The sequence below is a fragment of the Brucella gallinifaecis genome (assembly GCF_006476605.1).
Taxonomy (GTDB): Bacteria; Pseudomonadota; Alphaproteobacteria; order Rhizobiales; family Rhizobiaceae; genus Brucella; species Brucella gallinifaecis.
In genome coordinates this window covers 50,106-74,843 of the sequence record NZ_ML636801.1, presented here as the reverse complement: position 1 = coordinate 74,843, position 24,738 = coordinate 50,106, and the positions used below count along the sequence as shown (strand labels likewise).

Below are 24,738 nucleotides of genomic sequence, written 5' to 3'. Positions count from 1 at the left end.
GCTTGCGCAATGGAAAACCAGAATCTCTTGAACGAACCGCTTCTGAAGCTTGGCGCAACCTCTTTCACGCTGGGCGATATCCTGCTTGCAGGCATTATTGTGCTGGTAGCTTGCCTGGCAATTTTTCTGATTGCGGCAGCGCGTTCAGCGCGTCTTCGTGCGGTTGCGGAAGCGCAGGCTGAAGATCGCGCCCGTGATGCTGAATACCGCATGGCGGAGATTCTCAAAGCCCAATCCGAAATGCAGGGCCGGATGCAGACCATGGCCGAAGTCTTCGGCTCACGACAGGCAGAGCTGAACCAGTCGATCCGCGAACGGCTTGATGGCATGACGCACCGCATCGGCCAGACCATGACCGAACAGACCCGCTCGACCCACGAAAATCTTGCAAAGCTTCAGGAGCGCCTTGCGGTCATCGACACGGCGCAGAATAATATTCAGTCGCTCGCCGGACAGGTCGTGCAATTGCAGGCCATTCTTGCCAACAAGCAAACGCGCGGCGCTTTCGGCCAATCGCGCATGGAAGCAATCATCGCTGATGGCCTGCCGCAAGGCGCTTACGAATTTCAGGCCACACTTTCCAATGGCACCCGCCCGGACTGTCTTGTGCGCATGCCAAACAATGCGCCTTCACTGGTCATTGATGCAAAATTTCCGCTTGAAGCCTGGAACTCCATGCGCGAAACGGAACAGCCGGAAGCGCGTAAGACAGCCGTTGCGCAATTCCGCCGCGATATGGAAGTCCATATCAAGGATGTCTCCGACAAATATCTGATCACCGGTGAAACTCAGGATACAGCTTTCCTGTTTGTGCCGTCAGAATCTATTTTTGCGGATATTCACGAGCATTTTGAAGCGCTGATCCAGCGTGCACATCGGGCGCGGATCGTGATTGTCTCGCCATCGCTGCTGATGCTGTCCATTCAGGTTATTCAGGCAATCCTCAAGGATGCGCGTATGCGCGAACAGGCACATGTCATTCAGGGTGAAGTGATACGGTTGATGGAAGATGTCGGCCGCCTTGATGAGCGCGTGCGCAAGCTGCAAACCCATTTTATACAGGCAAACAAGGATATCGACGATATTCTCGTATCTTCAAACAAGGTGACGAAGCGCGGTGCAAAAATCGAAGCACTCGAATTCGGTCCGCCCCCCGGTGAGGAACCGCATCAATCAACGCGCCAGCCAGAAAATACGACTCCCCAGATGCGCCTGCGTATAGTGGATGAAGATTAGGGTCAGGACCCTATCTTACCTGAAGCTTTGCTTTGACAAACACATCATAGCGGGTGCTTTTGCCCAATATCTGATGCGATGGCTTTCTGATTCCTGCCATTGGCTCCGCCCGCAAAGGCCATTTCAGCACAACACGGTTTTGCGCATATTCCAATGCAACCTGCATCAGCCTTTCCGAATCCGGGTCCGTTCCGACAATCTCGCGTATCTGCCGCATTTCCTTTTTAACAAGCGCTGAATTTCCACGTGGCGGATGCATTGGATCGACCAACACGACTTGCGGCCTCAGCTCTGGCAACAAAAGACTTGAATCTCCGTAGAGCAAAGTCATTCGAGCCACTGTCTCAGCATATTTACCGCCTTCGGCAGCCGCCCGTGCCAGCCCTTCTGCAAGAAGAGCATGCATTTTTTCCGAACGCTCAATCAGCGTAACCTTTGCACCCAGTGACGCCAGCAGAAATGCATCGCGGCCAAGCCCTGCTGTTGCATCCACAATATCGGGCGCGAGACCTTTTGCGAGGCCCGCGGCTTTGGCAAGAGCCTGCCCTCGACCTTCGCCCGACCGAAACCTGTGGCCAACAGCACCGCCGACAAAATCAACAACAAGCCCGGATGCTTCTGTTTCTTGATGCATGGCTATTCTTAAAACGGACAAGGAGCAGAAAAAGTAATATCATTTCCATCAGGATGTCTGAAAGTCAGTTCCTGAGCATGCAGCATCAAACGATCGGCTGCGGCAAGTGCATCAGCCTCAGCATAAAATTCATCACCAAGTATCGCATGTCCGAGCGCTTTCATATGCACGCGCAACTGATGCGTTCTGCCGGTTAATGGAAAGAGTTGCAGCCGGGTTGTTTTTTCATGCCGATGAAGAACTTGCCAGCGCGTCTGCGCTGACTTGCCATTTTCATAATCCACATGATGGCGAGGTTTATTATGAAGATCAATGGCGAGAGGAAGGTCGATAAAACCTTCATCCTTATCGACTTGTCCCCAAACCTCGGCAATATATTGTTTTTTTGTCGTCCGCGCTTCAAACTGCGCAGCAATTGCTGCATGGGCTTTGCGATTGAGTGACATCAGAACAAGACCTGATGTGTCCTTATCCAGACGATTAATCATCAATGCATTGGGAAATTTCTTTTGAACACGGGTAGCGAGGCTGTCAGACAGCACAGGATGCCTTCCAGGGACAGATAAAAGTCCGCTTGGTTTATCCAGTACCAAAATATCCGCATCAAGATGTATGATCGCAACATACGGCTCCAATGGCGGATGATAAATCGGAAGTTCAGACTCTGCTACATTCATAGAGATCATCTAGCACAGATTGACTCTGCGCGAGAAGTACTCGGCGACCAGTAAAATCGATGCTACAGCATCGCAACCGAGAACACTTCAGCCTGAAGACTGAACGACCATCATGACTTGGCCTGATGGTCGCTTCAATTTTCCCCTGCTATTCCTCAGAGAAAGCTATTTATTCGGCTGCGACGAGAGCCGCACTCCTATTTGGAAAGAAGGTTTGCAGTTCTGCGACCGCATCATTGATCCTGCTTAACAGCGGCTCGGATGACAGGCGGTAATCGGTAAAATCGCGCTCGGATGCATAGACCGCAGTCGGAAGACTATGTGCCGAAAAAAAACCGAACAAGGGCCGTAACTGGTGCTCCACAATCAGCGCATGCTTGTCGCCACCACCTGTCGCGGCAATCAGAACAGGTTTGCCGCGCAGGTCCTGCGGGTCAATGAGATCGATCAAGTGCTTGAATAGCCCGGGATAAGATCCCTTGAAGGTCGGAGAACCGATCACCAGCACATCCGCAGCAATAATTTCGTCAAGAACAGCTTGGGCCTGATCATCAAGATCCTTGCGCCACAAGGCCCGTCCGAGGGAGGGACCGACATCGTGGAGATCATAGCTTCTGGTATCAAAACCGTAATCGACACTGGCGCGTTCAGCGATATGCTGCACGAGCGACAGCGTTTTTGAAGGTCGATTGAAACTGCCGGCCAGACCAACAAGTTTTAAGGCTGTCATTGGGTATTCCTTCCTGGAGTCGTCCTAATATTGCCCTCACCCGACACTATTGGAAGAAATAAAAACCTTAGTTTTCTGACTATGTAAAAATTTGTGCCCATGAATCCGGGCCGTTAGCGAAACCTATCTGGATACCAGCTCTCGTCTATACTGCAGGGAATTCATAGGCATAATTGCCAACAACCAAACCACCAATATGATTGAATTAACCTCAGTTGCGCCCATTCCCACATCAATTTTATTATTGAGACGTATTGCTTGGTGTTGATAATAGGCGTCCCTTGAACACCAAAAGCCCCGTCATTTCTGATCGGGGCTTTTGCATAAGTAGCTGATATAGCTTTGTTTCTTGGTTGCGGGGGCTCGCAACTACCGATACCGACATTCGCTTGAAATAGCGATCTAGCAATATTAAAATTAAGGTCAGACAGAGTACACTGAAAATTCGCTGCGGATTTCGGCCAGGTCAGCTCGCTTCTTTCCAGATCGGCAATAATCTTATCGGTTACTTGTTTGTAGACATCTGTTTTCACTGTTTTCATTTCCTTCTTCATTTGATCGGGTTGCGCATGCAACCGATCTGCCCCTCTGGCGAAGGGAGAGGGAAACCTTCCAGACCAAAACGTTCGGGGTGGTGCGGGTGCAGGCGAACGCCGAGCCACGGCCCGGATGTTTTTGCCCAAAGGGCTTGGTCTTGACGGAGGATGGGCTGCAAGCCCCCAAACAGAAAGCGGTAATATCGCAGGGCGCGTAAAAGAGCCCTGCTCAGCAAAAGGGCCGCGAAATGCGGCCCGTCAAGCGCAAGGGATAGAATCCGAATGGCCGAGACCACTGGCTCGGTTCACAACAGCCCGGTCCTGTCCGTCACAGGATGCGGCATTTGGTGAAACACCTGATCCACAGAGTCAGAAAACCAGTTTTATATATAGAAGCGATAAGAGGGATTGGGTGTCGCGTTATCCGACAACTCGCACATCAGTTCCCCTACACGCCGTGCAAAGAGCAGCGTGATCGGGAAACGGGTAATCCCATCGCTGGAATTCCAGTTCATTTTGGTCAATGCCAGGATTTCCTCCGCGCGTGCCCGAATGTCGGTTTCACCGCAAGAGCCGATTTCCAGTGGTGCCGGAATGTGCATCCCAGGGAACTCGTTCCACCACGGGATATATCCGCTCGTGAAAAGATAGGAATGACCATCCAGCGAACACAACGTGCCGCGCCATGGTTCTTCTGTTCCTTTGCGAACGACTCGAAACGAGGTATTGCGCAGCCAGATCAGATCACAGTTGGCGACCCGATCTTTGGCAGCCGTCCGAAAGCCCCGCTCTTCTTCTGGCTGATAGTTTGTCGTCTTATGGATCACGACACGGTCGGGTGTCACTCCGGCTCGCCGCTCGTACTCTTCGAGTATTTGCTCAAGCAATTGACGCGCTTGCGCTTCGTTCAGATAGGGTTGGCGATCACGCTTCTGGTCATGATCGATGCTCGCCCCTTTGATCGCGTAAGGTTCGATATCTGTCGAATAGGCCTGCGCCACACTGGCATAGACCAGATGCCCGCCACGCTTTTTCATGTGGTGAAAGGAAATCCCGACAAAGCAGACATTCTTCGGCAGGTCAGCAGGCCGCCACGGGATGCCCTTGGATTTATAATAGATGGAAACGGCAGCGTTCCAGACACGAGTAGCCTGACTTTGCCCCTTATCGTCTGGCCGTTCGATTGTGTCCCGTCTAACGACCTGGATCGGAACAGCCTGGCTATCAGACATGATCTTGGCTTTAAGGGCACGGTAGAACGTTCGGAACAGCAAATCGTCTGCCATCGTATAGAGGGCACTCGCCGCTTCAAGCTCGTCTGGCGAGGGCTGAAAGAGCGCAAGCTGGTCGCTTTCCTCCTCGGCGCGCAAAAATTCCAGCGCCCGGCGTTCTTCTGGTGACAAGCCGGGGTTCATGACGCGCAAATCACCGAGTTCAGGCTTGATGCACAGGATTATGCAGTCCGGGGCCTCGTCCCCGTACAGACTGCTGATCTCGTATTCGAAGAGCTCGACCAGTTCGCCGAATTTTTGGCCCTTTTGTGCCTCACGAAAAAGCTGATCATATTTCGAGGAAGCAACGATCCGCCTGTGCCGTTTCTCCATGATGAATTTTGCATTCAAGGCCTTTTCTAGTCCCGGCCAATTCCGAAATCGCGCGGAGTTGTTCTCCTTCGCCGGAATGAAAGTCTCAAATCGCGACAGCCATGCAACGGCAGCATCGATATCCTCCGATAGGCCTACAAAGCCCAGCTTGATCTGCCGCAGACCCGTGTTATCAGACGGTCCATTCTTTGGCAGTCCCCGGCGTGGATCGATGTCGGTTTTCGCATTAGAAAACTCGATTCTGGGCTCACGCAGTACGTCGATTTTCATTTGAATCGTCATGATCCACCAGCCCTTCTTCTGTTACATCCTGGGTGTAAAAACTGCCTTCCAGCACCAAATCAGGCACGTTTTCATCACCGATATTTATCGTTTGTCCTCCTTGGGATAGGAATCGCCCCCAGAACACGAGATCGCTCTCGACATTGGTATTTCTATCGAAGCGAATGCGACGCGTAGCGCGGCTTGTCCGCATGTATCCCGGCAGCGGCGTGATGCCGTCCTGCTTCGTGAACATATAGAACGGCTTGATCCGGACACCCCACCCATTGCCCAAGCGCACGATCTCGTAGCCGAAGCCTTCACATTCGAACCAAGGCTTTCCGTCATCACCGCGCTTTTTGACAACATCGCGTCTGATGCCCTTCCGCCGTGGCGTGTCATAAACAATGGTTCTGTTGTCTTTATTCCTGCTCTGGAAATAGGCACGTTTCGCCGGATGGCCTTTCTTCGTCTTTTCAACGACAAGGCCGTCCTTCTCAAAGGACCGAATATGCTGCTCAAAATGCTTGCGTATCAGCCAAGCAATTTTCCGGTGCAGCACAATGTCTGAATCCGCCTCTGTCAGTGAGATGACTGTCGCCTCTTCCAAAAGGGCATTCGCGAATAAAAGGTTGGCGATAGGGGCAGGCAAGAACGTCCACAAATCGCCGCTGCGGCGCTCATAGACAAAGGTACCGGCTTCATGCAGCGGAACGTCCCGCCCCAGATCGACGCCCTCTCTGATCTTGAGGCGCGTAATCGTCTCCGGCAAAGCGGAGAACATCAGCGAGTTTATCGTGTAAGTACCCACAGGGCGGGTGTCGATCGACACGGAGGCTGATCCCGCAGAAGCGCCCGGCCTGAAAAGCTTGGCAAGGAATCCATCCTCCCCCGGCGGGAAAGCGAATGACGCAGAGCCCCCAGCTTCGAAACAAAGATCGAGGGTGTCGGATAACCCAGTACCCGCGCGTTCCATGGCGCTGATCCCAAAGAATACATCGCATAGGGTTCCGTTGCGGAGATCGCTGAACTCCGGCACGGGAGAGAACGCACCTTCATCATTTGTCTCAAGTCGATTTTTCGACTGCGCAGACATTCCACCAGGGTTGGAAAAGCACACGGCAGAATTTCCGTCCACGTCGATTTGACTCGGCGCAACCATCTCATAATCCCGGTGAACGATCATGTTGACCAGCATTTCAATCAAGGCCCGTTCAGGGTATGCGGCGCGCGTATAATGCTTTTGCTTGCCTTTAACCTTGATGATGGGATTGACGTCTTTGCTTTCCAGCCACTCAAGCAATGCACGATATTGAGAGATGAGATTGCCTTCGAAAACGATGCGCCTCTTTCCGGAAATAGTCGCGGAAATCACAGAGTGCGGAAAGAAGCGTTCAGGATTTCGACCGAACAGCAGGATGCAGGCATTCGTCGGCTGTTCGGGAGCATCCTTTTTCTGGGCCAATAGGCCGATTTCGCGCATCAGTGGCTTGAGCTGATCCGATGTGAGACTACCGCGCTCAAGTTTCTCGCAATATTGCCGGAGGGTTACCAGCGCCAGGTCCGCATCGACATCAGCCCAAACAGCCCCGTCACATATCCGGTCATCAAAGCTCTCTCCGGCTTCGGCCACTGGAAGAGCTACGAACCTCTGGACACCGGCAAGCTCCACATTCAAGTCGGACAGAATTTCATCAAAGCCTTTGATCTCCAGTTTTTGAAAATTACTCCCCAAGCGGTCCGACAACGCCTGAACATTGGGGTGAAGCTGCTCACCTGCTCTCACGCACCAAAATATACCGTGCCGGAATTTCTGGTCTGCGGCTCCGAGGAGCGATGACATGATCGACGGCTCGTACCCTCGATACCCCATGACGATCAAGGGCGAGAACTCAAGGAGCGGATGCAGCTTTTCGAGGAGAGCGCTATCGAGAGTTTGCGTCTCATGAACAAGGTTTCGGTCGGTATACTGTTCTGCTTTGCCGTGAAGCCAGACAATCTGAGCCCTTGCGAAGGGGTTAAATTCGTTGAAGTCGTCGGGCCTGCGATTGATTTCCGCAACATGCCTTATATGAGGGTGCTTCTCCCCGAGCGCCATCGGCAGGCACAAATCGAAATTGGTGGTCATCACCGTTCCGGCAAGCCCGCGCAGGACGAGATCAGCAAGGGCGCGGTAACCTGAACCGAGCCCGCCCTTCAGGCTGACGAGCTCCAACAACAACCGCCGTCTATACGCTTCCGGCTTTAGCAAATTCTCGACGACGAGCGGAAAATTCTCGGCGAGATGATCATCTCCATGAATAAACCACTCCTGCTGATGCAGCCAACTGGTCCATTCCGAGGGTTTTATGCGCTCGGGAAGTGTCCTGCCTCCAAGCTCACGCTCGGCATAGACTTGCTTTGCAAGCCGACGGACGCTTTCAGCAGCGAGAGGAACACCGGAGGAAAATGAGGCCCCCGCCCCCAACAAAAATGTGGGGCGAGCGTCGTTGTCGGGCCTCAATAGCGAGGCAAGAATCGAAACGCTAGTTTTGTGGCTCATACAACCAGCGTAACAATTTACAAGAACAACTCAAGAACATTTGGGGTTCCGAGCGCGCGTTATCCTCGTCTTTTCTAAAACAACCCACCAGTGCAATGCGGCAGCCGCACCCAAGCCGGCCAGCCCAGCTCGGCAGGCACGCCAAAATCGATTGCGTGAATAAGATCAGGGGGAACCGTCCATACCAAAAGCGTGCGGGGCGGTGCGGGCGCATGCGAACGCCGAGCCAAGGCCCGGATGCTTTTGCCCGAAGGGCTTGGTCTGGACGGAGGACGGGGCTGCAAGCCCCAAAACAGTAAGCGGAAATTGCGCAGGGCGTGACCTGCTAAGCACCGGGACCTATCAGCCAGCGCAGCTACATTATAGTATTTCGGCAGAACTTGGCTTCACGCCATATACGGATTCAAAAGTTCGCTCAGCGAAGCCTTGGATCTCCGAATTGCTGCCTGTTTGAGAAAGCCATCGGTATTCATAGCGAAAAGAACCTGGCTCCGTGATCCACTGGCGCGTTAGATCGAAAACGACGTTATGCGCATAGAAGTCCTCAAATGCCTTCTGTACATCGCTTTCACTCCGCCCAGGCAGTAGTCTCGGAAACACGCCGTCATCATCTTCTTTATCTATGAACAATGCTCCGTGCCGGTCAAAAAGAGTCTGTGCATTCGGCGATATACGCCGCCCGGCCATCCACGCCCCCGGCCAACAAAAAAATTCAGGATGCGCGAATTTATCTCGCATGAACGCAAGAAAATGAGCAAAAATCATCCTGACCGCAACATTTCCCTTTTCGAAGGAAAATGATTGGTGTTCCGCCATTAACGGCGAAAACTCTGGCAGAGCAGCCCAACGGCAAAATTCTTGAGCAATCTCAAGCGGAGGGTGTTCAAAGATTGCAGCACATAGCTTGCTGCTGATGGCAGCATATTCTTCGCGGGAGTAATCTCGAACGACATCCATGATTTCAGGGTGCTTCAGGCGGGCTATTCTGCATAGCCAAACAAAGCGCGCTCCCGGCTCAATATCTCGTATAAACGTTGAATAGTGGACAACCGGGAATGGGAAGCCTGATCCCGGATTGAGGGCGATATCGCAGATAAGCAGAAACAATCCGACGGTTGGGTGATCGATAGAATTCGGTCGCTCAAGTTCCGTTAGATGGAGAAAATCAGAAAACGCTTTTCCATACACCCCATTGAACATCCCTGACTTTTCAGCATATTCCATACCGAGAAACCCATCGGTGGCAAAATGAAGATACTGCAGCTGGGCCATCCGAGCTTGACCTTCAAATATTTCGTATGCTCCCAAAGGATAAAGCGAGACTGGTGATCCGTAGTAATACCCTTCCTCTCTCGCCTCTTGGAGCTTAAAAAACGGCTCGCTCCATTCCTTGGGGTGGGGAATGACATCGAACTTATGGTCTGAGACTGCGGAGAGAAGGCTGATAATATTGCCGTACGCAATGTGGTAGGCATGGCCCAAATTCTCAAACTGCGGATTCTGCACGATCGGACTTGCTGAATGCGGACTCACGGTCAGCCCCCGGAACGCCTCCATATCGAAGTGGTTATTGATAATAATATTGACCAAACCAGCCGGAGTTCCATAACCGCCGCCCGGCAGCACATCGGCAAGCTGGCGAACTGATTTTTTGAACCCGACGCTACTGATTAGGTTTTTAAGATGCTTGTAATTGGCGTGCGCCTGCGCCGGGTATGTCATACTCAGCATCAGGCCATAGGTCGATCCTACATGCTGCCACCAATGAATTGTCTCATGTAAGAATGTCGAGAAGGCCTGGATTCCCGCGACGTCAACCATCACGGAATTGACGATGCCGTTAGGCATAGACGAAAGCTTTCGGTGTACGGCTGGCGAGAGGCGTAGAACAAACTGAAATGTACTATAGAGCCCGTGGCCTTTTAGCGTGGCCGCAAATATTCCTTTACTCGCAAGTGAATTGTAGTCGTCCAGCAGATCAGGATGAAGAAGATGCATCAACCATACCACATTTCTCGGCCTTCACTCCGCTGGCTTCTGATAGCAGCTGAAGGGAATGATGAATGATCAAATATGGCCATCTCACGTGACATCTATATCTACATCTCTCTCAAGCCAGCAGTCGCTGGTTCATAGATATAGTTTGCAATCGTCCCGTCCTTGATTTTTTGCACCGCCTCATCGACCACGAACAGCGGCACCAAGAACCACTCTCTCGGCACAACGGGGTTCCCGAAGCGATCTTTGATTTTGATTTCGAGCTTTGCCGGTTCGAACACCCGGTGGATCAGGTTTTCAAGCTTCGCCCGGTTGATGTTGTAAAGTTCGTAGGTCGCGACAATTTCCACATCTGCCAGCAAGAAGGTGGCATCGAGCTTGGCATTGGCAATGCGCTTTTCGACGCTGCCGCTGGTCACTCCGATTTTGTGCACGATGTCGCGGTTCTCGGCCACGAGAGGATGGTTCGATTTGCTGCGCAGAACATAGATGGTTCCGCTGGCGGTATCATCCTCATCGGTCTCCTCAGCAAAAAGCGGACCGGCGCTCGGCTCGGTAATACGGCGACCTGCCTCATCCTTATAAAGGGCGCGCTGAAGTGACCGCAGCAGCAGATTGCTTTCCGTGCCATTGGAATAGATCACACGCAAACGGGCGTCTGTCTCACCATTCGGAGCCTTGATCGTTTCGCCAACGTCCGCGACATAGGCAGTCTGTCCGCCCAGAATGAAAAACTGGCCCACCGTGATTTCGGCTTTCAAGAACCCCGCGTCCTTCACGAATTTCCGTGTCGTCCGGACGCCGCTTTTCAGATCGGCCTGGACCTGGTCGAACAGTGGCTTGAATTTCTCGAAATCCTCGCAGCGCTCACGGTTGGCAATCTCCTCCGCTGCCCGTTTTTCTGCCGTTGAACGAACATGCCTCAGAGTCGTAATCTCTGGCGCTTCCGCCTCGATTCCGAGTTCGGCCAGAAGCGCATCATCGTCCATTTCGTCAATATCGGGCTGAGCGGTTGCAATCTCATCGCCAAGTAAGCCTTGATGATCGAGCGGTTCGACCAGCGCGCGGCACTCTTCCAGCGAACGGATACGATCCAGCCGAACGGCATAAAGCCGCTCGAAAATGTCGCGATCTTCGCCGTGGCGTGGCGCACGGCCATGTTCTTCGACAAAGCGCTGAATTTCTTCAAAGCCTGCGATAATGCGCTCTTCGCGCGGCGTGCGGCTGCCAGCCTTCTTGGTTTCGACCTCAACCCCTAGCTCAGCAAGCAGAGCATCATCTTCGTCGGTGAAATCAGCCATTTGCGGCCTCCGCTTTCATGCGCGCGAGGAAAGCCACACCTTCCGCTAGCTTCCGTTCCCACGCATCGGCGGCGGTGATGGACGGCAAACGCCCGCGCTCCTGCTTGAATTTGACGGCCCGGCGCGCAAGATCGCGAGCCTCTTCGGGTGTCAACTTGACATTCTTCCCGGAAATGACGGCCGCGACCTGCTTCAGGCTCTCCTCGTTCATCGTCTTGGCAAGGATGGCATATGCTTCGCCGAACGGATTGATGCGGTCGATCAGGTCAATGTCGAGCTCTCGCACATCCATGGCGATCTTCCGTATGCCGTCAAGCAAGGCTGTATTGCCGGACTTCGGAGCTTCACCATCGGGGTTCAGCGCGGCTTTGGCCTGCTGGGTCAGGTTCAGCGCTGCAATAGCATGCTGGCGCACGGCCTCCTGATCCTCGTCGTCCAATTCCGGATATTTATCCTTGATGATCTTGCCAAGGCGGACCTGGGTCAGCTCTTCCGGCACCAATTCTTCATCGAACAGGCCCCGTTCAATTGACCTCTTGTCCTGAACGAAAGCTGTAATGACCTCGTTCAGGTCTTCCTGGCAAATGCGCTGCGCTTCCTTGCTCTTCGGCTCGGCAAGACCCTTGATCTCGATCTGGAACTCACCGCTCTCTTCGTTGAAACCGACATTGCATTTGTTCGGATCATAACCGCCATCGCCATAGTCGAAGCCGGGCGTCGGCTCGTTTTCCGGGCGCTTCGGCGTAAAATTGAAACGGGGCGCGAGCACCTGTTCCATGAGCAAGCTCGCCGCAATGGCTTTCAGCGTATCGTTGATCGCTTCCGTTACGGCCTCCTCGGACGCATCCGGCTCGGCAATCAGATTGGTGAAACGCGCGCGGGCTTTGCCAGGGGCATCACGTGTCGCGCGGCCAATGATCTGAACGACCTCGGTCAGGCTGGAGCGGTAGCCAACGGTGAGGGCGTGCTCGCACCAAATCCAGTCAAAGCCTTCTTTGGCCATGCCAAGGGCGATGATGATGTCCACATAATCGCGGTTGGTTTTCATTTCGGGCGAACGGAGACTGGCCTGGATTGTCGCCTGATGATCGGGATCGACCAGATCGGCGATTTTCAGGATACGTCCATCGGGACGTTTCACCAGTTGGAAGCCGGTTGCCGGATCGGAGCCCTGCCAGGTGCCCAGCTCTTCAATGATATGCTCGACTTCCCTGATCTTGTCCTTGGTGCTCTCGCGTGAATTGACAGACGGGATATGGATGATGGTTTTTTCATCCGGATTGAGCACCTTCAGGATGTCGTCTGAATAGGCTCCGGCGTAGAAGAAGTAGCCGATATCCAGTGACTTCAGATATTTATAGCCGTTGAGCTGCTGATAGTAGGTGTAGGTAACAGGCTCGAACTTGGTCTCGTCCTCGGGCATCAGCACGGGCTCGGCGTCGCCCCGGAAATAAGAGCCGGTCATGGCAACGATATGCGTCTTGCCGCGCCCGATGAGCTGACCAAGATGCGAACCAAGCTTGTTGTCAGGATTCGCGGAAACGTGGTGAAACTCATCCACCGCGATCAGCCGGTCATCGAAAACCTCAATGCCGAATTTATCGACGGCGAAGCGGAAAGTGGCGTGGGTGCAGACGAGAACCTTGTCGTCGCCATCCAGAAACGCCTCCACGGAATTGACCTTGCCGCCGTCTGCGCCGGGCGCATTGCAAAGGTTCCATTTCGGAGAGACATGCCAATCCCAATAGAAACCGTGCTTCGACAGCGCCTCGTCGGCGAAGCTGGACCCGATGGATTTCTCCGGCACAACGACAATCGCCTGTTTGCAGCCCTGATTGTTGAGCTTGTCCAGCGCGACGAACATCAGCGCTCGGCTCTTGCCCGATGCGGGAGGCGATTTGATCAGCAAATACTGCTCGCCCCGCTTCTCGTACACCGCCTCCTGCATAGGCCGCATGCCAAGCTCGTTCGGCTTGGTTGAATTGCCATTCTGCGCGTAGGTGACGGAAACGGAAGGGACGTGTTTTTCGCTGGTCATTGCATTAGGCTTTCATCTTCAAATTGCTAGTTTTGGAATCCTTCAAGGTCGTCATCTTGGTATAAAGCTCGAAAAGCTTTTCGAGGCGTTCCGTATCACTGCGGAAGCGGCGACCGATATAGATGCGCTCTAACACCTCATCATTGCGATCATGCGCAGCACGCAAGTCAGCTGGCATTTGTTCAGGATCATACAGATCGGCGATGGTCGCGGGGAAATGCGCCTCGCGTGCTAAAAGGATGTCCTCGGCACAGCGGGCCAGATCAACTTTGTTCTTCTCGGTCAACTTAGGGACGGGATAGGCATTCCAACCCAGGGTTTTTGAATACCTGTAATCGGTTTTCATCCTCCCGCAAACGGTCGCAATCCAAACCAGATGCATTCGAGACATAACAATCGAAATTTCAAATAAGTCTGCGCAATAAACAACATACGCAGCATTTGATACTACTATTCTATCGTTTATCCAGTCAGCAGGTATATATTCTCTATTTTGAGAGCTTGTCGCAGACACTAATACGGCATTTCCTTGACGATGTGATCGTTGCGCGAACTTATGCGGAATTCGAGCATAGCCCACGGTCGTTTTGGCCGTGGAATCTAGGCGAAACTTCTCAACCAGCCGAACCCTCTCTGCAATTGGCGGGATATGGACAGCCTCGTGCAGCGTTTCATCATCAATCCAAATGCACCACCGTATACTTCCGTTGGTAAGTTCACTGGTGCCCGAGTACCGTTTCAAGAATTTCGTCGCGAGAGGCCAATCTTTTTCAAGGTCTGACTTTTCGTCGTTGTCTAAAAGCAAATAGCCGCCATCTCTGGGCATACTGCCCGACGACATCACATGAAAATTCTCTGATATAGGCGAATTTTCTGCCTGCACAAACACAGGGCTACCTGGCACCAGGTATGGAGATATACCTTGGCATCTCAGGAAACTATCGCCTTCATAGATACCCAACGTTTTTTCCGAGGAACTACGCAACCCGACAATAATGCATGTTACAACTGCGATATTGCTTGCATTATTTCTCCAAGGAAACGGTCTGTGCGCAAAGAATATACTTAACCCCTTGTCGAAAATTCTCTTCCAAATATGTTGAACCTGCTCACCTTCACAAACCGAACTTGTTGAGACAAACGCTAAAGCGCCAGGTTCGCGGGCGAGAAAGTCTGCCCCCTTTAAATACCATCCAGTGACATAGTCGCAGTCCTTGTAGTCATTTCCACCTCCAAATATCTCACAAAGATCGGACTTTTGCTCGCTCGACTGCTTTCGAGCGCCCTTGAAAGGGGGATTTCCGCAGATATAAATTTCCCCATGCTTGTTTTGGAAGTCAATCTTCGGCTGGTCGACTGGCACGTGAAATAGATCAGTGGCATGATGTTTCACACCGACGTTTTCGACATCCATCAAGCCAAGCCAGTCAAGCCGCAAGGCATTGCCACAAGTGATCCAATTATTGGCGTCAAGCGGCAGAAAATCAGCCAATGCCTCCTTCTGACCACGATAAAGCACGTCGCACTGATATTCAGCTATGATCAATGCAAGGCGCGCAATCTCCGCAGGGAAATCTCGAAGCTCGATCCCACGAAAGTTGGTCAGAGGGATTTCCGTGCGGAGATCAGATTCACCGCGCCGCTTGTTAATCTCAGCCTCTATAGAGCGCATTTCCTTATAGGCGATAACAAGGAAATTGCCGGAGCCGCAGGCCGGATCAAACACACGAATGCGCGCCATGCGGTTGCGAAGGTTCAAAAGCTTGCGAGCATTGTCTCCCGCTTCTTCAAGCTGTTCGCGCAGATCGTCCAGAAATAGCGGATTGAGGACCTTCAAGATGTTCGGCACGCTGGTGTAGTGCATACCGAGCGCGCCGCGCTCCTCGTCATCGGCGACAGCCTGGATCATCGACCCGAAAATGTCAGGGTTGATCTTTTTCCAATCGAGCTTGCCGACATGCAGCAGATAGGAGCGGGCGATCTTGGAAAAGCGCGGAACCTCGGTGCTGCCGGAGAATAGGCCGCCGTTCACATAGGGGAAGTCATTTGCCCAACGGGCGATGCCAGCGCTGGCCCGATCTTCCCGTTTGGTGTTCATCGCACGAAAAATCTCGCTGATCACCTCATGGGTGTTCGAGCTGTCCTTGTCGCTCATCTTCTCGATGGTCGAGGTGAACAAATCATCCTTCAGGAAGATATCGGTATCTTCGGCAAAGAAGCTGAAGATCAGGCGGGCCATGAAATGGTTCATGTCATGGCGGCGGGCGGCAGAACTCCATTCCGGATTGTCTTTCAGCAGTTCGATATAGAGCCGGTTCAGTCGCCCCGTCGCCTTGATGTCGAAGGCGCTTTCACGGATTTGTTTGACAGTGGAAATGCCCGCAAGCGGCAGGAATACACCGAAATGATCCGGGAAATCCGGGAAGTCGCAAACGACGACTTCGCCCGTGTTCAGGTCTTCCGCCTGGAATTCCCTGCCGTCCGTGGCGAGTGCGAATTTCGCCTTCGCGCGTGTTGTCGCCGGGCTGGCTTTGAGCTTGCCGAGCGTCTCGGTCACCGCACCTTCGGGCGCAACCGCGATGTGAATGTTGTTGGTCTGAAGAACGCCGCCCAGATCGGACTTGTTGGTCTCGCCACTACGCAGCCGTCGAAGCGTGGTCTCCTTCGCCCCGAACGCCTGAAGGAACGCGAACGGAAATTCGTCTGCGTCAAACGGCTGCTCGGCGAGAGCCGATATGGCTTCTTCGATCTCTACGGCGTTCATTCTTCACCCCTTGGCGCGACATCCATTTCGCCGATGGTCTCGACCTGGCCAGCGCGCTGCATTCTTCTTGCCGCAATGTATTCCCGCATGAATTCCCGGATGACCTGCGCGGCAGGGCGATCCTGCTCGCGGCACATCTTCAGGAATTCATCGCGAAGCACCCGCTCGACACGGATTCGCATTCCGGCATCTTTTTCCTTCATGAGTCGGAGTGTAGCCCTTGGATACACATCAGGCCAAGATGGCTAGGCGCATAAAGGCGAAGTTATCCGCAATTCCAACCATGGAGCGTGGCAACTTCGATGGAATTCACCGTATGTCATTCACCATGGAATACGGACCCCATTTGAGGGGTTATCGGCATCAATGCGGCCGATCAAACTGTCAGCCCCCTCTTTTCGGCTCGCCGCATCCTTAAGAACCCGCGATCTGTGGCGATGAAACGCTCCAGCATCGGCACGATGAGTCTGACAGGGTCAGCAGTGGGCTGGCCGCTTTCGCGGGCCAGCACCTCGGCATAGGCGATCAGATCGCGGTGGAGCGCTCCGGGCAGTTCCACCGTCACTTTGACGGGTTTGTCTTCAACGAGTGGCCCAAGTTTCAGCTTCGTCATGGTCAGCTCCTGTAAGGTTCGAGTATCAGGTCGCGGGTGACGATGACCCTGACGGGATAGCCAGGCCGGATGGTCAGCGTCGGCGCGACCTGCAACTGTCGCTGGACGATCTGCTGTCCGGCCTGATTGATGGTGTCCTGCGCCCCGTCGCGGATGGCGCGGATCAGGCGATCCTCGTCGTCGGTCGCCAGTTCCGTGCCGATGCCGAGTAGAGTGGACAGGCCCGCCGCCCTCATCAGATCCCACCAGTGGTAATCGACGCCATCCTCAAGACCGGCATAGCCGGAAGCGTCAGCACCCGGCTGGCGCTCCAGCACGATGGAGCGGCCATTGGGCAGGATCAGGCGGTTCCATACCAGCAGCACGCGGCGCTGCCCGAACTGCACACCGGCGTCGTACTGGCCGATGATGCGCGTTCCCTGCGGGATCAGGAGCAGGCTGCCCGTCGGGCTGTCATAGACATTTTCTGTCACCTGCGCGGTAATCTGGCCGGGGAGATCGGAACGGATGCCGGTAATCATCGCCGCCGGGATCACGGCTCCTGCATAAAGGATATAGGGCGAGGCTGGTGCCATGATCCGATCGGTGGCGACGGTCTGGCGATCCACCGGACCATTCAGAAATGCCGTGTGCCGGTCCTGCGTTGTGGGCTGACCGCCAAGGTCAAGGCCAGCGAAGCCCGGCATATTGGAGCCGGGTGTCGTCGCTGATCGCTGCCCCGACTGGAAGAACACCGCGCTCAGACGCGCGGCTTCTTCTTCGGCAAGACGTCGCTCCTCGGCAGGATCGCGAGTTGGTGTTACTATTAGGGGCGGCGTAACAGGCTGCCCCCTGTTCTGAGCGTCGAGGATCGGGCCGCCGAGGTCGCCCGGCAAAGCTGGCCCCAGGACGGGGCCGGTATAATCGCGCGGCAGACCAGCCAGCCCGTCCGCTGTTGCGCGGTTCTCGGTTGAATAGAGTTCTTCGCCGCTGCCATTCATGTCGCGGGTTTGGAGCGCATAGATCAATGCGCCACCAATGCCGAGGAGCGCGACGGCGCCCACACCGGCCAGCATCTTGCGTGACAGGCGGGTGACGCGCGGCGGCTCGGCGCGCAGACGCATCGGGGCTGAGTTGGTGGTCGCCTCTTCGCTCATGACGGAGTCTCCCCGGTCTTTGCGGGCTGGGCCGCCGGCCTTTGTTCGACGCGGACGATCCTGACGGTCTGCTGGCGATCGCCGCTGCCAAGGCGCAGCTCGGCAGCCCCGAACAGGCGATCCACGATCAGGATGTTCTGGTGAATGCGGCTGTTGACGATCTGGGTCTCGCCCTCGGAGCCGATGACGAAGATCGGTGGCATCTCGCCCTGCACGATGCCGCGCGGGAAGACGACATAGACGCGGCGGCCATCGTCAAAGACAGAAATGGGTCGCCACGGCGGACTATCGCCAGTCAGTCCATAGCGATAGTTTCGGGCCGTCTCGACAGGGATGATGGGGGCTGCCGGAACGGTCACGCGCTGACCGGCAGGTAGCGCGGGATAGGCCCAGGCCACAGCGGGCATATAGAGCGCCGCGCGGGCGCGAAGCTCAATGAGGTAAACGCGACGATCCGTGCTGATGACAAGATTGGTGGAAATATCCTCACGAGTCGGTTTGACGAGGATATGGACGCGGCGGCTTGTACCCGATCCGCTTTCGGTATCGCCAATGATCCATCGGGCGGTATCGCCTGCTGCAATCGGCCCCGCGCCAGTCAGGCTTTCGCCGGGTTCAAGCGCGATTGTCGTGATCTGCCCCGGAGCGGCATAGACCTGAAACAGCGCCCCTTCCGACCACGGGTAGATCTGGATGGCGTTATAGTAGCCTTCCCGGCGCGGTTCGACACGGGCGGCGGCATTGGCGTTCTCGACGCGGCCCGTCGGTGTTCCGGCAGCGGTTCCGCCGCGCGCGACAGTCCATGCCGGCGGCGTGTGCAAAGGCCGGGGCCGGTCGTCGGTAACGGCTGCCGGTACGACAGGAAGCGACGGCACATCGTCATCATAGCTGAACTGCGGGGTGCGGTTGGTGGCGCAACCGGCCAGCATGGTGGCGGACAGCAACAAAGCCGCCAAAGCGGGTTTACGGAAAACCGGCAAGCCGGAAATAAGAACCATTGTGCGGGTCATTGGCTCATCTCCCGCGACCATGAAATTGCATTGACGTAGATGCCGAGCGGATTGACGCGCAGGCGTTCAGCATCGCGCGGCGTCTGGATCACGATGGTCAAGATTGCCGTCCAGCGTTCGGTCGTGGAGAGCTGGCCGTTTTCGTAATGGCGCTCCGTCCAGGCGACACGGAAGCTGTCATTCGAGGCGCGGATCACCGACGACACCTCGACCGCGATCTGCTGACGCCCGACCTTGGAGAACGGGTCATTGGCGCGAGCGTAATCATTGAGAGTTGCCGCACCCCGATCCGTGGTGAACTCATAGGCGCGCAGCCAGTTCTGCCGCACGATGATGGCGTCGGACGGGATCGAGCGCGTCTGCTCGATGAAGCGGCCGAGATGGAATGCGATCTGGGGATCGGTCGGGCGATAGTCAGCCACGGCGGGCGCAACGGCCTGCGACTGGCCGAGATTATCGACCTGCACCACCCAGGGCACGACCGTCCCGCGCGCCGATTGCCAGACGAGGGCGGTGGCGAATCCGGCCGAGAGGATCAGCGAGCCGAAGGCCATGATACGCCAGTTCTTCGCCTGCACGCGAGCCGAACCGATACGCTCGTCCCATGCCTGGGCAGCTTTCTGATAGGGCGTCTCGGGTTCGGGCGATTTGCCGTAATGGGCAGATGGACGTTTGAAGATGTTCATGAGCGGTCACTTTCAGAAAGATTGATGGAGGAGCCGCCGCCATGGCTGTCGCCGGAGCGCACGGCATGGGCGGCCATCGACGTGCCCTGGCTGAGTGTCTGTTTGCGCTGCATTTGCTTTGCCCATGCAGGAGAGCCGCCAGCCTGCGCGGCGGGCGATGGGGCAGCGCTTGCGGCCTCGCTTGCGCCTCCGACTGTTCCAGCCGTGGAGGAGCCGCCGGTGACGCCGAAGCCGGCACGCGCACCATCGGAAAAGCTGGACTTGATGCTTTCGGAGGTTTTGGAAGCGGCGCGCTTCAGGGGCGATGCGGCGGCGGAGCCTGCGGCACGGGCAACACCGCCCAGACCGGAGGCGACACCGGCAGCACCAGACTGGCCAAGCGAACCGACACTGTAGGCGGCGCTCGCCGCACCTGCGGCGGCAGCACCACCCCGCACGGCAGCCGCTCCACCAGAGAGCGCTGCGGCTCCTCCCTTCGCGGCCATGCCAGCGGCGGCACCCCCGGCAAGCACCATGCCGCCTGCAGCAAGGCCGGTTCCAACGGCAGCACCTGCGCCAAGCTGCGGGCCGCCGGAAACCAGACCGGAAGCGATGCCGGGACCGAATATGCCGAGGCCGAGAAGGGAAAGGGCCGCCAGCACGATCGCCATGGCATCATCGATGGTCGGCGTCACGCTACCGAAGCCTGCCGTGAACTGCGAGAACAGGGTCGATCCGATGCCGATGATAACGGCCAGCACCAGAACCTTGATTCCAGAGGAAACGACATTGCCCAGCACCCGCTCAGCCATGAAGGCGGTCTTGCCGAAGAGGCCGAAGGGGATCAGCACAAAACCGGCCAACGTGGTCAGCTTGAACTCGATCAGCGTGACGAAGAGCTGAACGGCGAGAATGAAGAAGGCCAGGAGCACCAGCGCCCAGGCGAACATCAGGCAGGCGATCTGGATGAAGTTCTCAAAGAAGGACCAGTAGCCCATCATATCGGAGATGGATTCGAGCAGCGGGCGACCAGCATCAAGGCCGGTCTGCGCCACCTTGCCGGGACGCAGCAGATCGGCGGCGGAAAAGCCGGTGCCCGATCCCTTGAGGCCCAAGCCCGCAAAGCTGTCGAAGATGATCTGTGCGAGATTGTTCCAGTTGCCGATCAGATAGGCGAAGACGCCCACGAAGAGCGTCTTCTTAACCAATCGCGCGATGATGTCGTCGTCGGCACCCCAAGACCAGAACAGTGCCGCCAGCGTCACGTCGATGACGATCAGCGTGGTGGCGATGAAGGCGACTTCCCCGCCAAGCAGACCAAAGCCACTGTCGATATAGCTGGTGAATACGCCTAGAAACGAGTCGATGACGCCGGTGCCACCCATGGTTCACTCTCCCCCGTTCTGATGCGGGGCGGTGGGCACCGGCGTCCGGCCGAGAAAGCGGTCGCGGTTCTCCGCCCAGGTGGCGAGGCAATCGGGATCGCTCGCGGCGGCCTCGCCAAGACGCTGACAATCGCGCAGGCTCTGGCGCAGCGGATCGGCAGAGGGCTGAAGCGAAGGAGCCGGACGGTTCTGCGCAGGTTCATCCTCACGGGTCATTTCGATCACCGTGGCGGTGATGGCGATAGCCACGAATATGATCGCGCCCAGCCGTGCCAGCATCTTGCCGTCCATGTCGCGCCCCTCCTGTCCGGTCAGTTGTTGCCTTTGCCGAACATCCGGGCATTGCCGGGCTGGTAGCCCGATCCCGGCGTCAGGAAGCGTTCACGCTGGACGCGGCCCTGTTCGGCGGCGGTGGCCCGCTCGGCCTCGATCAGCGCCTCGGACCGGCCATTGGCCGACATCAGCGCGATCAGGTCGGAAAGCTGCTGCGACTGGAGGGCGAGAAGCTGATTGCTCGCCTGCGTAGCCTGCAAGGCGCCGGTGGCGTTCTGGCTCTGGCCGACCAATGCCGACATCTCGGCGCGGTTGGTATCGATATTGCCGACCACACCGGCCTGCACGCGCATGGCGTCCTGCAAACCGCCAACTGTGTTCTGCCAGCGCGAACGGGCATCTTCGACAAGCTGGGTGTCGGTGGCCGACAGCGAGACATTGCCGTATTTCTGCTGGAACATCTGATCGACGTTCTGGACGTCGAAGGCGATGTTTTGGGCCTGGCTCAGGAGCTGCTGTGTGCGCTGCACATTTTGCTGCAAGGTCTGGAGCGAGGAATATGGCAGGCTGGCGAGGTTCTTCGCCTGATTGATGAGCATCTGCGCTTCGTTCTGAAGCGAAGTGATCTGGTGGTTGATCTGCTCCAGCGTGCGCGCGGCGGTGAGAAGGTTCTGCGCATAGTTGGTCGGATCATAGACGATGCGGCCAAAGCCAAAGGCGTGAGCCGGACTTGTCAGGATTGGTGATAGTGCGACCGGCATAGCGAGGGTCAACGCCAGCATGGATGCACTGGCAAAACGCGAAATAGGTATACGGATCATGGCAAGGTCTCCTCTTCTTGGATGTCATCGGGTTGGATTGGATCTGGCCTGACCGGCTGAGCGGGCTCGGGCCGTTCGGCAAGATTGGTGAGATCGGGGATCAGCTCGGCCGCCCATTCGACGCCGCGCTCGCGCAGCCAGGCGGCGAGGAAGCCTTCCTGCCCATGCTCGGCGACGAGAGCGGCAATGCGGGTCTGATCGGTTTTGGATGATGCGGCGCAGAGCGCGAGGCCGACTTCGGACAGGCCCAGCTCGAACAGGCGATTGCCGCGGCGCGACTGGCAGTAATAGTCGCGCTTGGGCGTTGCCCGTGCGAGGATCTCGATCTGCCGGTCATTGAGGCCGAACCGCCGATAGATCGCAGTGATCTGCGGCTCGATCGCGCGTTCATTCGGCAGCAGCAGCCGTGTCGGGCAGCTTTCGATGATGGCAGGCGCGATGTTGCTGCCGTCGATGTCCGAGAGCGACTGCGTGGCGAAGATGACGCTGGCGTTTTTCTTGCGGAGCGTCTTCAGCCATTCGCGCAGCTGGTTGGCGAACCCTTCGTCATCCAGCGCCAGCCAACCTTCGTCGATGATGAGCAAAGTCGGCCGCCCGTCGAGCCGGTCGCCGATGCGATGGAACAGGTAGGCGAGCACGGCCGGGGCCGCGCCAGTTCCGACCAGTCCCTCGATCTCGAACGCCTGCACATCCGCTGAGCCGAGTTGTTCGGTCTCCGCATCGAGCAACCGGCCATAGGCACCACCGATGCAATAGGGTCGCAGCGCCTGCTTGAGATCATTGGATTGCAAGAGCACCGCGAGACCGGTGATGGTGCGCTCGCTGACGGGTGCAGATGCCAGCGAGGTCAGCGCCGTCCAGATATGCTCCTTCACCTCAGGCGTGATGGTCACGCCTTCACGCATCAGAATTGCGGCAATCCAGTCAGCGGCCCATGATCGCTCATAAGCGTCATCAATTTGCGCGAGCGGTTGCAGGGAAACGGAAACCTCCGATCCCTCGGTCAACCCGCCGCCGAGGTCATGCCAGTCGCCACCCATGGCGAGCGCGGATGCCCGGATCGATCCCCCGAAGTCGAAGGCGAATATCTGACTGCGTTCATAGCGGCGGAATTGCAGCGCCATCAGTGCCAGCAGCACGGATTTGCCTGCGCCGGTCGGGCCGACGACGAGGGTATGGCCCACGTCGCCGACATGAAGGGAAAGCCGGAACGGCGTCGAACCTTCGGTCTTGCCATACAGCAAGGGGGGCGCTCCGAGGTGTTCGTTCCGTTCCGGCCCCGCCCACACGGCCGATAGCGGGATCATGTGGGCAAGGTTTAGGGTCGAGATTGGCGGCTGCCGGACATTGGCGTAGGCATGTCCGGGGAGCGAGCCGAGCCAGGCATCGACGGAATTGACGGTTTCGGGCATGGCCGTGAAGTCACGGCCTTGAATGATCTTCTCGACCAGACGCAGCTTCTCGTCGGCGATCCGCGGATCAATGTCCCAGACGGTGACGGTTGCTGTGACATAGGCCATGCCAGCGACGTCAGCGCCCAGCTCCTGCAAGGCCATGTCGGCATCGAGCGCCTTGTTAGACGCATCGGTGTCCACCAGCGCCGATTGTTCGTTGGTCATCACCTCCTTGAGGATCGCGGCGATGCTCTTACGCTTGGCAAACCACTGGCGGCGGATTTTGGTCAGCAGCTTCGTTGCATCCGTCTTGTCCATCAGGATGGCGCGGGTGGACCAGCGATATGGGAACGCGAGCCGGTTCATTTCGTCGAGCAGGCCAGGCGTGGTCGCGGTCGGAAAGCCTATGAAGGTCAGGATGCGCAGATGCGCATCACCAAGGCACGGCTCCAGTCCGCCGGTCAGTGGCTGATCGGCCAGCAGCGCATCGAGGTGCATCGGCACTTCGGGCACGCGGACGCGATGACGGTTCGTGGAAATCGCCGAATGGAGGTATGTCAGCGTGCCAGCGTCATCGAGCCAGCGGCATTCCGGCATAAAGCCGTCGAGCAGCGCCAGCACGCGGTCGGTGCGGTCGCTGAAGCCGCGCAGCAGTTCATGAGGATTGACGCCGGATTGCTCACGGCCTTCATAAAGCCAGGTCTCGGCGCGCGCGGCGTCTTCGGCAGGCGGAAGCCAAAGGAGGGTCAGGAAATAGCCGGACACGAAATGCGTGCCCACTTCCTCGAACCCGGCCTTGCGCTCGGCATCGACCAGTGCGGAGGCGGCATCTGGAAAACGGCTGTCGGGATAGGTCGCGGCCTCGGAACGCTGCGCCTCGACGAAGATCGACCAGCCGGAACCAAGACGCCGCACGGCGTTGTTGATACGACCGGCGACAGCGACCAGTTCGACGGCGACAGCAGAATCAAGATCCGGCCCGCGAAACTTCGCCGTCCTCTGGAAGCTGCCATCCTTGTTCAGCACAATGCCGGGACCGACCAGGGCTGCCCATGGCAGATAGTCGGAAAGCCGAGCGGAGGTGCGGCGATATTCGATGAGGTTCATCATGCTCGCGCCC

General features: G+C 56.5%; 20 protein-coding genes. 1 reads left to right on the top strand and 19 read right to left on the bottom strand.

Features of this window, described 5'->3' with window-relative positions; genetic code table 11:
* The first annotated feature begins 9 nt into the window (after positions 1 to 9).
* Positions 10 to 1,236, top strand: a complete 1,227-nt coding sequence (locus tag FHY56_RS02525) for a DNA recombination protein RmuC (RefSeq protein ID WP_140903614.1) — start codon at positions 10 to 12, stop codon at positions 1,234 to 1,236.
* 10 nt (positions 1,237 to 1,246) lie between these two features.
* On the opposite strand, the gene FHY56_RS02520 is transcribed toward FHY56_RS02525, so the two are convergent.
* The 19 genes from FHY56_RS02520 to trbE form a co-directional block, all read right to left on the bottom strand.
* Positions 1,247 to 1,870: a class I SAM-dependent methyltransferase gene (locus FHY56_RS02520; RefSeq protein ID WP_140903613.1), complete on the bottom strand. Its 624-nt coding sequence runs from the start codon at positions 1,868 to 1,870 to the stop codon at positions 1,247 to 1,249.
* 8 nt (positions 1,871 to 1,878) lie between these two features.
* On the bottom strand, positions 1,879 to 2,547 hold the full coding sequence (locus FHY56_RS02515; protein WP_140903612.1) for a pseudouridine synthase: 669 nt from the start codon (positions 2,545 to 2,547) through the stop codon (positions 1,879 to 1,881).
* A 169-nt stretch (positions 2,548 to 2,716) separates the two neighbouring features.
* Positions 2,717 to 3,277 (bottom strand): FMN reductase, encoded by a 561-nt coding sequence (gene msuE / locus FHY56_RS02510; protein WP_140903611.1) that lies wholly within the window; start codon positions 3,275 to 3,277, stop codon positions 2,717 to 2,719.
* A gap of 161 nt (positions 3,278 to 3,438) precedes the next feature.
* Positions 3,439 to 3,819: a hypothetical protein gene (locus FHY56_RS17975; RefSeq protein ID WP_193556750.1), complete on the bottom strand. Its 381-nt coding sequence runs from the start codon at positions 3,817 to 3,819 to the stop codon at positions 3,439 to 3,441.
* 377 nt (positions 3,820 to 4,196) lie between these two features.
* Entirely contained in the window at positions 4,197 to 5,699 is a 1,503-nt protein-coding gene (locus FHY56_RS02500; RefSeq protein WP_140903610.1) for an argonaute/piwi family protein, read from the bottom strand.
* Positions 5,665 to 8,220 (bottom strand): hypothetical protein, encoded by a 2,556-nt coding sequence (locus FHY56_RS02495; RefSeq protein WP_140903609.1) that lies wholly within the window; start codon positions 8,218 to 8,220, stop codon positions 5,665 to 5,667. Before FHY56_RS02495 ends, FHY56_RS02500 begins: the two co-directional genes overlap by 35 nt.
* 360 nt (positions 8,221 to 8,580) lie before the next feature.
* Positions 8,581 to 10,218 (bottom strand): hypothetical protein, encoded by a 1,638-nt coding sequence (locus FHY56_RS02490; RefSeq protein ID WP_140903608.1) that lies wholly within the window; start codon positions 10,216 to 10,218, stop codon positions 8,581 to 8,583.
* Between the two features lie 101 nt (positions 10,219 to 10,319).
* Complete coding sequence (locus FHY56_RS02485; protein ID WP_193556749.1) at positions 10,320 to 11,519, bottom strand: GIY-YIG nuclease family protein; 1,200 nt, start codon at positions 11,517 to 11,519, stop codon at positions 10,320 to 10,322.
* The gene (locus FHY56_RS02480; protein WP_140903607.1) at positions 11,512 to 13,557 is read right to left on the bottom strand and encodes a DEAD/DEAH box helicase; all 2,046 of its coding nucleotides are present in this window, start codon (positions 13,555 to 13,557) and stop codon (positions 11,512 to 11,514) included. The genes FHY56_RS02485 and FHY56_RS02480 overlap by 8 nt, the downstream gene beginning before the upstream one ends.
* Before the next feature lie 4 nt (positions 13,558 to 13,561).
* A complete protein-coding gene (locus tag FHY56_RS02475; RefSeq protein WP_140903606.1) occupies positions 13,562 to 16,321 on the bottom strand; it encodes a class I SAM-dependent DNA methyltransferase in 2,760 nt (919 codons plus the stop codon).
* Positions 16,318 to 16,524: a hypothetical protein gene (locus tag FHY56_RS02470; protein WP_140903605.1), complete on the bottom strand. Its 207-nt coding sequence runs from the start codon at positions 16,522 to 16,524 to the stop codon at positions 16,318 to 16,320. The genes FHY56_RS02475 and FHY56_RS02470 overlap by 4 nt, the downstream gene beginning before the upstream one ends.
* 173 nt (positions 16,525 to 16,697) lie before the next feature.
* Entirely contained in the window at positions 16,698 to 16,934 is a 237-nt protein-coding gene (locus FHY56_RS02465; protein WP_140903604.1) for a DUF2274 domain-containing protein, read from the bottom strand.
* A gap of 2 nt (positions 16,935 to 16,936) precedes the next feature.
* Positions 16,937 to 18,037: a TraB/TrbI/VirB10 family type IV secretion system protein gene (locus FHY56_RS02460; protein WP_452101245.1), complete on the bottom strand. Its 1,101-nt coding sequence runs from the start codon at positions 18,035 to 18,037 to the stop codon at positions 16,937 to 16,939.
* Between the two features lie 29 nt (positions 18,038 to 18,066).
* A complete protein-coding gene (trbG, locus tag FHY56_RS02455) occupies positions 18,067 to 19,080 on the bottom strand; it encodes a P-type conjugative transfer protein TrbG (RefSeq protein WP_140903602.1) in 1,014 nt (337 codons plus the stop codon).
* A complete protein-coding gene (gene trbF, locus FHY56_RS02450; RefSeq protein WP_140903601.1) occupies positions 19,077 to 19,766 on the bottom strand; it encodes a conjugal transfer protein TrbF in 690 nt (229 codons plus the stop codon). The genes trbG and trbF overlap by 4 nt, the downstream gene beginning before the upstream one ends.
* Positions 19,763 to 21,130 carry a P-type conjugative transfer protein TrbL gene (trbL, locus tag FHY56_RS02445; protein ID WP_140903600.1) on the bottom strand — a complete coding sequence of 456 codons (1,368 nt, stop codon included), beginning with the start codon at positions 21,128 to 21,130 and terminating at the stop codon, positions 19,763 to 19,765. The genes trbF and trbL overlap by 4 nt, the downstream gene beginning before the upstream one ends.
* A 3-nt stretch (positions 21,131 to 21,133) precedes the next feature.
* Positions 21,134 to 21,421, bottom strand: coding sequence for a putative entry exclusion protein TrbK-alt (gene trbK-alt / locus FHY56_RS02440; RefSeq protein ID WP_140903599.1), 288 nt, complete (start codon positions 21,419 to 21,421; stop codon positions 21,134 to 21,136).
* A gap of 20 nt (positions 21,422 to 21,441) precedes the next feature.
* Entirely contained in the window at positions 21,442 to 22,224 is a 783-nt protein-coding gene (trbJ, locus tag FHY56_RS02435; protein ID WP_140903598.1) for a P-type conjugative transfer protein TrbJ, read from the bottom strand.
* Positions 22,221 to 24,728 carry a conjugal transfer protein TrbE gene (gene trbE, locus FHY56_RS02430; RefSeq protein WP_140903597.1) on the bottom strand — a complete coding sequence of 836 codons (2,508 nt, stop codon included), beginning with the start codon at positions 24,726 to 24,728 and terminating at the stop codon, positions 22,221 to 22,223. The genes trbJ and trbE overlap by 4 nt, the downstream gene beginning before the upstream one ends.
* Between the last annotated feature and the right edge of the window lie 10 nt (positions 24,729 to 24,738).

Coding starts and splice junctions, on each gene's coding strand:
- FHY56_RS02525 (WP_140903614.1), top strand. CDS start 10: ATGGAAAACCAGAATCTCTTGAACGAACCGCTTCTGAAGCTTGGCGCA.
- FHY56_RS02520 (WP_140903613.1), bottom strand. CDS start 1,870: ATGCATCAAGAAACAGAAGCATCCGGGCTTGTTGTTGATTTTGTCGGC.
- FHY56_RS02515 (WP_140903612.1), bottom strand. CDS start 2,547: ATGAATGTAGCAGAGTCTGAACTTCCGATTTATCATCCGCCATTGGAG.
- msuE (WP_140903611.1), bottom strand. CDS start 3,277: ATGACAGCCTTAAAACTTGTTGGTCTGGCCGGCAGTTTCAATCGACCT.
- FHY56_RS17975 (WP_193556750.1), bottom strand. CDS start 3,819: ATGAAAACAGTGAAAACAGATGTCTACAAACAAGTAACCGATAAGATT.
- FHY56_RS02500 (WP_140903610.1), bottom strand. CDS start 5,699: ATGACGATTCAAATGAAAATCGACGTACTGCGTGAGCCCAGAATCGAG.
- FHY56_RS02495 (WP_140903609.1), bottom strand. CDS start 8,220: ATGAGCCACAAAACTAGCGTTTCGATTCTTGCCTCGCTATTGAGGCCC.
- FHY56_RS02490 (WP_140903608.1), bottom strand. CDS start 10,218: ATGCATCTTCTTCATCCTGATCTGCTGGACGACTACAATTCACTTGCG.
- FHY56_RS02485 (WP_193556749.1), bottom strand. CDS start 11,519: ATGGCTGATTTCACCGACGAAGATGATGCTCTGCTTGCTGAGCTAGGG.
- FHY56_RS02480 (WP_140903607.1), bottom strand. CDS start 13,557: ATGACCAGCGAAAAACACGTCCCTTCCGTTTCCGTCACCTACGCGCAG.
- FHY56_RS02475 (WP_140903606.1), bottom strand. CDS start 16,321: ATGAACGCCGTAGAGATCGAAGAAGCCATATCGGCTCTCGCCGAGCAG.
- FHY56_RS02470 (WP_140903605.1), bottom strand. CDS start 16,524: ATGAAGGAAAAAGATGCCGGAATGCGAATCCGTGTCGAGCGGGTGCTT.
- FHY56_RS02465 (WP_140903604.1), bottom strand. CDS start 16,934: ATGACGAAGCTGAAACTTGGGCCACTCGTTGAAGACAAACCCGTCAAA.
- FHY56_RS02460 (WP_452101245.1), bottom strand. CDS start 18,037: ATGCGTCTGCGCGCCGAGCCGCCGCGCGTCACCCGCCTGTCACGCAAG.
- trbG (WP_140903602.1), bottom strand. CDS start 19,080: ATGACCCGCACAATGGTTCTTATTTCCGGCTTGCCGGTTTTCCGTAAA.
- trbF (WP_140903601.1), bottom strand. CDS start 19,766: ATGAACATCTTCAAACGTCCATCTGCCCATTACGGCAAATCGCCCGAA.
- trbL (WP_140903600.1), bottom strand. CDS start 21,130: ATGGGTGGCACCGGCGTCATCGACTCGTTTCTAGGCGTATTCACCAGC.
- trbK-alt (WP_140903599.1), bottom strand. CDS start 21,421: ATGGACGGCAAGATGCTGGCACGGCTGGGCGCGATCATATTCGTGGCT.
- trbJ (WP_140903598.1), bottom strand. CDS start 22,224: ATGATCCGTATACCTATTTCGCGTTTTGCCAGTGCATCCATGCTGGCG.
- trbE (WP_140903597.1), bottom strand. CDS start 24,728: ATGATGAACCTCATCGAATATCGCCGCACCTCCGCTCGGCTTTCCGAC.